This window comes from Rhizobacter sp. P5_A1 (genome assembly GCF_056400745.1).
The window spans coordinates 24,687-31,529 of sequence record NZ_JBFUKR010000044.1; the positions used below are offsets into that span (position 1 = coordinate 24,687).

A 6,843-nucleotide genomic window follows, 5' to 3' on the forward strand; every position below is an offset into this window, starting at 1 on the left:
CACAATGACCAAGTACGTCTTTGTCACCGGCGGTGTGGTGTCCTCGCTGGGCAAGGGCATCGCTTCTGCGTCTCTCGGTGCGATCCTCGAGTCGCGCGGCCTCAAAGTCACCCTGATCAAGCTCGATCCGTACCTCAACGTCGATCCGGGCACGATGTCGCCGTTCCAGCACGGCGAGGTGTTCGTCACCGACGACGGCGCCGAGACCGACCTCGACCTCGGCCATTACGAGCGCTTCATCAGCACGCGCATGAAGCGCAGCAACAACTTCACGGCCGGCCAGATCTACAAGACCGTGCTCGAGAAGGAACGCCGCGGCGACTACCTCGGCAAGACGGTGCAGGTGATCCCGCACGTCACGAACGAGATCCAGGAGTTCGTCAAGCGCGGCGCGGCCGACGTCGATGTCGCGATCGTCGAGATCGGCGGCACCGTCGGCGACATCGAGTCGCTGCCCTTCCTCGAAGCGGTGCGCCAGATGGCGCTGCGCGCCGGGCCGAACAACTCGGCCTTCGTGCACCTGACCTATGTGCCGTGGATCGCCGCGGCCGGCGAGCTGAAGACCAAGCCGACCCAGCACACGGTGCAGAAGATGCGCGAGATCGGCATCCAGCCCGACGCGTTGCTGTGCCGCGCCGACCGCGAGATCCCCGACGACGAGCGCGACAAGATCTCGCTGTTCACCAACGTCGGCCTGCAGGGCGTGATCTCGATGTGGGACGTCGACACGATCTACAAGGTGCCGCGCATGCTGCACGAGCAGCGCCTGGACGAGCTGATCTGCATGAAGCTGCAGCTGCTGACCAAGGCCGCCGACCTGCGGCGCTGGGACAAGCTCGTGAACGAGGTCGCGCACCCGAAGTTCGAGATCACGCTCGCGATGTGCGGCAAGTACACCGACCTGTCCGACTCGTACAAATCGCTGAACGAGGCGCTGCGCCACGCCGGCATCCACAACCACGCGCGCGTGCAGATCGAGTATGTCGATTCCGAAACGCTGAACGACAGCAACATCGATCAGCTCGCGAAGTTCGACGCGATCCTGGTGCCGGGCGGCTTCGGCAAGCGCGGCGTCGAAGGCAAGATCCGCACCGCGCAGTACGCACGCGAGCACAAGATCCCGTACCTCGGCATCTGCCTCGGGATGCAGGTCGCGACGATCGAGGTCGCGCGCCATCTCGCCGGCCTCGAGGACGCGAACAGCACCGAATTCGAGCCCGGCACGCCCCACCCGGTGATCGCGCTGATCGACGAATGGCAGGACAGCGACGGCACGATCCAGAAGCGCGACGTGAACTCAGACCTCGGCGGCACGATGCGCCTGGGCGCGCAGAGCTCCGATGTCACGCCCGGCACGCTCGCGCACCAGATCTACGGCAAGGTCGTGACCGAGCGCCACCGCCATCGCTTCGAGGCCAACGAGCACTACCTCGAGCGGCTGCAGAAGGCCGGCCTCGTGATCTCGGCGATCACGCAGCGCGAGAAGCTGACCGAGATCGTCGAGCTGCCGCAGACCGTGCACCCGTGGTTCGTCGGCGTGCAGTTCCACCCCGAGTTCAAGAGCACGCCCTGGGACGGCCACCCGCTGTTCATCAGCTACGTGAAGGCTGCGCTCGATCACCATCGCGCGGCGCAAGCTGAGAAGGTCGCGGCATGAAGCTCTGCGGGTTTGACATTGGCGTCGACCGGCCGTTCTTCCTGATCGCGGGCCCGTGCGTGATCGAGTCCGAGCAATTGCAGATGGATGTGGCCGGCCAGCTGAAGGAGATGACCTCGAAGCTGGGCATCCCGTTCATCTTCAAGAGCAGCTTCGACAAGGCGAACCGATCGTCCGGCAGCACCTTCCGCGGGCCCGGCCTCGACAAAGGGATGGAGATCCTCGCCAAGGTCAAGCGCGAGCTGAACGTGCCGGTACTGACCGACATCCACGACGAATCGCAGATCGCCCAGGTCGCGAGCGTCGTCGACGTGCTGCAGACGCCGGCGTTCCTGTGCCGCCAGACCGATTTCATCCGCGCGGTCGCGCAAAGCGGCAAGCCCGTCAACATCAAGAAGGGCCAGTTCCTCGCGCCCCACGACATGAAGAACGTGATCGACAAGGCCCGCGCCGCCGCGCGCGAAAAAGGCCTCGCCGAAGACAACTTCATGGCCTGCGAGCGCGGCGCGAGCTTCGGCTACAACAACCTCGTCTCCGACATGCGCAGCCTCGCGATCATGCGCGAGACCGGCGCGCCGGTCGTCTTCGACGCGACCCATTCGGTGCAGCTGCCCGGCGGCCAGGGCACGAGCTCGGGCGGCCAGCGCGAGTTCGTGCCGGTGCTGGCGCGTGCGGCGATCGCGGTCGGCGTCGCCGGCGTCTTCATGGAGACGCACCCCGATCCGGCGCATGCGCTGAGCGACGGCCCGAACGCGGTGCCGCTGAAGCACATGAAGGCGCTGCTCGAACAGCTCGTCGCGCTCGACCGCGTGATCAAGGCGCAGCCGCTGCTCGAGAACGATTTTTCCTGCTGATGCCCAGCGCCCGCAGCGCCCGACCGAGCCCCAAGAATTCGAACCCTGGAGAGTCCCTGAATGAGTGCCATTGTTGACATCGTCGGCCGCGAGATCCTCGACAGCCGCGGCAACCCCACCGTCGAATGCGACGTGCTGCTCGAGAGCGGCACGATGGGTCGCGCCGCCGTGCCCTCGGGCGCGTCGACCGGCTCGCGCGAGGCGATCGAGCTGCGCGACGGCGACAAGGCGCGCTACCTCGGCAAGGGCGTGCTGCGCGCGGTCGAGCACGTCAACACCGAGATCAGCGAGGCGGTGCTCGGCCTCGATGCGAGCGAGCAGGCGTTCCTCGACCGCACGCTGATCGACCTCGACGGCACCGAGAACAAGAGCCGCCTCGGCGCGAACGCGACGCTGGCCGTCAGCATGGCGGTGGCGCGCGCCGCGGCCGAAGAGTCGGGCCTGCCGCTGTACCGCTATTTCGGCGGCTCCGGCGCGATGCAGATGCCGGTGCCGATGATGAACGTCATCAACGGCGGCGCGCACGCGAACAACAACCTCGACCTGCAGGAGTTCATGATCATCCCGGTCGGCGCCCCGAGCTTCCGCGAGGCGGTGCGCTACGGCGCCGAGGTGTTCCATGCGCTGAAGCAGATCCTGCACGACAAGGGCATCAGCACCGCGGTCGGCGACGAAGGGGGCTTCGCACCGAGCGTCGTGAGCCATGAAGCGGCGATCCAGATGATCCTCGACGCGATCGACAAGGCCGGCTACACCGCCGGCACGCAGATCGCGATCGGCCTCGATGCCGCCGCGAGCGAGTTCTACAAGGACGGCAAGTACGTGCTCGGCGGCGAAGGCCTGACGCTCTCGGCGCCCGAGTGGACCGACATGCTCGCCACCTGGGTCGACAAGTACCCGATCATCAGCATCGAAGACGGCATGGCCGAAGGCGACTGGGACGGCTGGAAGCACCTGAACGAGCGCCTCGGCGGCAAGGTGCAGATCGTCGGCGACGACCTGTTCGTCACGAACACGAAGATCCTGCGCGAGGGCATCGAAAAGCGCGTCGCGAACTCGATCCTGATCAAGATCAACCAGATCGGCACCTTGACCGAGACCTTTGCCGCGATCGAGATGGCCAAGCGCGCCGGCTGGACCGCCGTGATCAGCCATCGCTCGGGCGAGACCGAAGACTCGACGATCGCCGACATCGCGGTCGGCACGAACGCCGGCCAGATCAAGACCGGCTCGATGAGCCGCAGCGACCGCATCGCGAAGTACAACCAGCTGCTGCGCATCGAGGAAGACCTCGGCGACGTCGCGAGCTACCCCGGTCGCGGTGCGTTCTACAACCTGCGCTAAGGCAAGCAGGAAGTTTCGTCGCCGATGCGCTACGTCTCGCTCGCGCTGATCGCGCTGCTGGCGCTGGTCCATGCCGAGCTCTGGTTCGGCAAGGGCGGCGTGCCGCGCATGATGGAGCTGCGCGGCAAGCTGGCCGAGCAGCAGGCGACCAACGCGGCCGACAAGGCGCGCAACGCGCAACTCGTCGCCGAAGTGAGCGACCTGAAGGAAGGCCTGGAGATGGTCGAAGAGAAGGCCCGCTTCGAGCTCGGCATGGTCAAGCCGGACGAGATCCTCGTCCAGGTCTCGACGCCGAAGCGCTGATGCGCGCCGCAGCGCTTCGCTGACAGGCCGCGCGATGGATGCGCTGCTGCACTCGCTGCAGCTCCTCTTCACGAACACGTTCGCCGCGGCGTTCGCGCCCGCCTTCACGCTGTGGGCGACACCGGTCAGCGGGCTCGAGATCGTCGCGTTCGTGCTCGCCATCGTGATGGTGCTGCTGAACATGCGCGTCAACCCGGGCGCCTGGCCGCTCGCGATCGTCAGCTCGCTGCTGTACTTCGCGCTGTTCTGGGACAGCCGGCTCTACGGCGACGCGAGCCTGCAGATCTTCTTCGCGGTCGTCGCGCTGTGGGGCTGGTGGCAATGGCTGCGCGGCACGCAGGCCGACGGCAGCGGGCTGCAGGTGCGCGCGCTGCCCGCGCGTGCCCGCTGGTGGCTGCTCGCCACGCTGGCCGCCGCGTGGCCCGCGACCGGGCTCTTCCTGAAGACCTGCACGAACACCGACGTGCCCTGGTGGGACGCCTTCCCGACCGCCGCGAGCCTGATCGGGCAATGGCTGCTCGGCCGCAAGTACATCGAGAACTGGCTCGCGTGGATCGTCGTCAACATCGTCAGCGTCGGCCTCTTCGCGTACAAGGGGCTGTGGTTGACGACGCTGCTCTACAGCCTGTTCATCGCGATGTCGTTCGCCGGCTGGCGCGCGTGGCAACGGATGCTGCCGAGATGAGCCCCGCCCGGCCGCCCGAAGGGGCTCGCACCGCAGCGCGCAGCGCGGAGGTTACCTGATGAGCGTCGAGCGCGAGACCGGGCGCGGCTTCGTCATCGCACTGCTCGGCGCCGAGAGCACCGGCAAGACGACGCTCGCGTCTGCGCTGAGCGAACTGCTCGGCGCAGACGGCCACGACAGCGTCGTCGTGCCCGAGTACCTGCGCGAGTTCTGCGATCGGCACCGGCGCACGCCGCGGCACGACGAGCAGCACGGCATCGCCGCCGAGCAGACGCGCCGCATCGAAGCCGCCGCGCGATCGCACGCGCTTGTGATCGCCGACACGAGCGCGCTGATGATCGCCGTCTACAGCGACCAGGTCTTCGGCGACGCCGGCCTGTACGCCCAGGCCCAGGCCGCGCACGCGCAAGGCTGCGACCTGACGTTGCTGACCGCCCTCGACCTGCCCTGGCAGGCCGACGGGCTGCAGCGCGACAGCCCGCAGGTGCGCGAGCCGGTCGATGCCAAGGTGCGCGCCGCGCTGCAACGCGCGGGCGTGCCGTACTCCGTGGTGTTCGGCACCGGCGACGCACGCACACTGGCGGCGCTCGCCAGTGCACGGCGCGCGCTCGCGCCGCCGGCACGCGACGAGTCCGGTGGCGCGCGCTGGCAATGGCACTGCGAGCGCTGCGGCGACGCGAACTGCGAGCGGCACCCGCTGCTGCCGACCCGCTGACGCGCGCCGATCGCGCTACACGGCAGCGCCCAGCTTCATCGCGACGACCACCACGACACCGAGCACGAGGTTGACCCCGACCCAGCGTCGAATCTCGGCGAGCGCCGCGGCGCCGGCCGGCGCGTCCTGCGCCTGCACCGCGGCCCGCAGGCGCTTGGCCGGCGCCCCGCGGACGTGGCCGAAGACACTCATCATCGTCAGGCCCAGCGCGATCATCAGGTACCAGCTGGGCGGGATCTGATGCAGCGCGCTCGCGCCGCCGCCGAACGACTGGTACGCGATCCACAGCATCGCCAGCCCCGACAGCAGCACGAGACCGATCGCCGCGTTGACGATCGCGAAGAAGCGCAGCAGCACCGCGTCCATCAAGCGCGGCCGCACCGGGCCTTCGAGCACCGCCAGCGCCGGACGCAGACACGCGAGCGTGAAGAACATGCCGCCGATCCAGACGATCAGCGACAGCAGGTGAACGGCCTTCAATGCGGCATACAACATCGACACTCTCCTTGCACGGCGACGCCCCGAAGGTCGCGATTGTCCATCGCGACGCGTGCGCCGGCGCGATTGCCGAACCGCGCGCAACGCGGCGAGAATGCCGCTCACCACGCAGGAGTCCGAGCCGATGTCCAAGGGCTGTTCGAAGTGCGGCACGCCGAACGCTGACGATGCGCGGTTCTGCCGCGCATGCGGCGCCGCGTTCGATGCCGCGCCCGGGGCACCCGCGGCGGCCGCGCTGGCCGAGGCACCATGTCGTGCCTGCGGTCACCCTAACCGGCCCGGCGCGCGCTTCTGCACGCAGTGCGGCACCGACCAGACGCCGCCGGCGCCGATTGCGGTGCCGCCGCCACCGGACGCGATCGCGCCGCTGCTGGCCGAGGCCGCGCCGGCCGCGTCGCTCTCGCCGCCTGTGCCGCCCAGCGTCGCGCGCCGCCCGCTCGGCGTGTGGATCGGCCTCGCTGCGATCGTCGTCGCGTTCGCGGGTGGCGCCGCATGGTGGCTTGGCCACGCGCGGGGGCCGGCGCTGCCGACCTTCGACGCGGCGCCGCCGCCATCGGTGCTGGGCGCCAGCGGCGCGACCGCTTCGGCATCGGCGCCATCGACCGCATCGCCCGCCTCGATCGCGCCATCGAACCCGCTGACGCCGACGGATGCCGCGTCGGCCACGGCAAGCAGCCTGTGGGAGCCGATCGACGACGCGCCCGAGGCGTTGCAGGAGCCGCCCGCCCACGCGATGGCACCCGCGCGCACGCCGACCGCGCCGGCCCCGCCGCGCGCCGTCACGCCG

Annotated in this window: 8 protein-coding genes; 7 read left to right on the forward strand and 1 reads right to left on the reverse strand. The window is 68.9% G+C overall.

Annotation, left to right across the window (positions count from 1 at the left end):
- Positions 1-4: 4 nt before the first annotated feature.
- From pyrG to AC1DTW_RS26825, 6 genes are read left to right on the forward strand one after another with little or no spacing between them, the layout of a single operon-like run.
- Positions 5-1,657 (forward strand): CTP synthase, encoded by a 1,653-nt coding sequence (pyrG, locus tag AC1DTW_RS26800; protein WP_477984847.1) that lies wholly within the window; start codon positions 5-7, stop codon positions 1,655-1,657.
- Positions 1,654-2,511 (forward strand): 3-deoxy-8-phosphooctulonate synthase, encoded by an 858-nt coding sequence (gene kdsA, locus AC1DTW_RS26805; protein ID WP_477984849.1) that lies wholly within the window; start codon positions 1,654-1,656, stop codon positions 2,509-2,511. The genes pyrG and kdsA overlap by 4 nt, the downstream gene beginning before the upstream one ends.
- 60 nt (positions 2,512-2,571) lie before the next feature.
- Entirely contained in the window at positions 2,572-3,855 is a 1,284-nt protein-coding gene (gene eno / locus AC1DTW_RS26810) for a phosphopyruvate hydratase (RefSeq protein ID WP_477984851.1), read from the forward strand.
- 24 nt (positions 3,856-3,879) lie between these two features.
- Positions 3,880-4,158, forward strand: coding sequence for a cell division protein FtsB (gene ftsB, locus AC1DTW_RS26815; RefSeq protein WP_477984853.1), 279 nt, complete (start codon positions 3,880-3,882; stop codon positions 4,156-4,158).
- 34 nt (positions 4,159-4,192) lie between these two features.
- Complete coding sequence (gene pnuC, locus AC1DTW_RS26820) at positions 4,193-4,843, forward strand: nicotinamide riboside transporter PnuC (protein ID WP_477984855.1); 651 nt, start codon at positions 4,193-4,195, stop codon at positions 4,841-4,843.
- A 58-nt stretch (positions 4,844-4,901) separates the two neighbouring features.
- On the forward strand, positions 4,902-5,558 hold the full coding sequence (locus AC1DTW_RS26825) for an AAA family ATPase (protein WP_477984857.1): 657 nt from the start codon (positions 4,902-4,904) through the stop codon (positions 5,556-5,558).
- 15 nt (positions 5,559-5,573) lie between these two features.
- Here AC1DTW_RS26825 and AC1DTW_RS26830 read toward each other — a convergent pair whose 3' ends face one another.
- Complete coding sequence (locus AC1DTW_RS26830; protein WP_477984859.1) at positions 5,574-6,053, reverse strand: CopD family protein; 480 nt, start codon at positions 6,051-6,053, stop codon at positions 5,574-5,576.
- A gap of 97 nt (positions 6,054-6,150) precedes the next feature.
- Here AC1DTW_RS26830 and AC1DTW_RS26835 point away from each other — a divergent pair.
- Positions 6,151-6,843 (forward strand): zinc ribbon domain-containing protein (locus AC1DTW_RS26835; protein WP_477984861.1); only part of this gene is annotated, 693 nt, incomplete at its 3' end.

Coding starts and splice junctions, on each gene's coding strand:
- pyrG (WP_477984847.1), top strand. CDS start 5: ATGACCAAGTACGTCTTTGTCACCGGCGGTGTGGTGTCCTCGCTGGGC.
- kdsA (WP_477984849.1), top strand. CDS start 1,654: ATGAAGCTCTGCGGGTTTGACATTGGCGTCGACCGGCCGTTCTTCCTG.
- eno (WP_477984851.1), top strand. CDS start 2,572: ATGAGTGCCATTGTTGACATCGTCGGCCGCGAGATCCTCGACAGCCGC.
- ftsB (WP_477984853.1), top strand. CDS start 3,880: ATGCGCTACGTCTCGCTCGCGCTGATCGCGCTGCTGGCGCTGGTCCAT.
- pnuC (WP_477984855.1), top strand. CDS start 4,193: ATGGATGCGCTGCTGCACTCGCTGCAGCTCCTCTTCACGAACACGTTC.
- AC1DTW_RS26825 (WP_477984857.1), top strand. CDS start 4,902: ATGAGCGTCGAGCGCGAGACCGGGCGCGGCTTCGTCATCGCACTGCTC.
- AC1DTW_RS26830 (WP_477984859.1), bottom strand. CDS start 6,053: ATGTTGTATGCCGCATTGAAGGCCGTTCACCTGCTGTCGCTGATCGTC.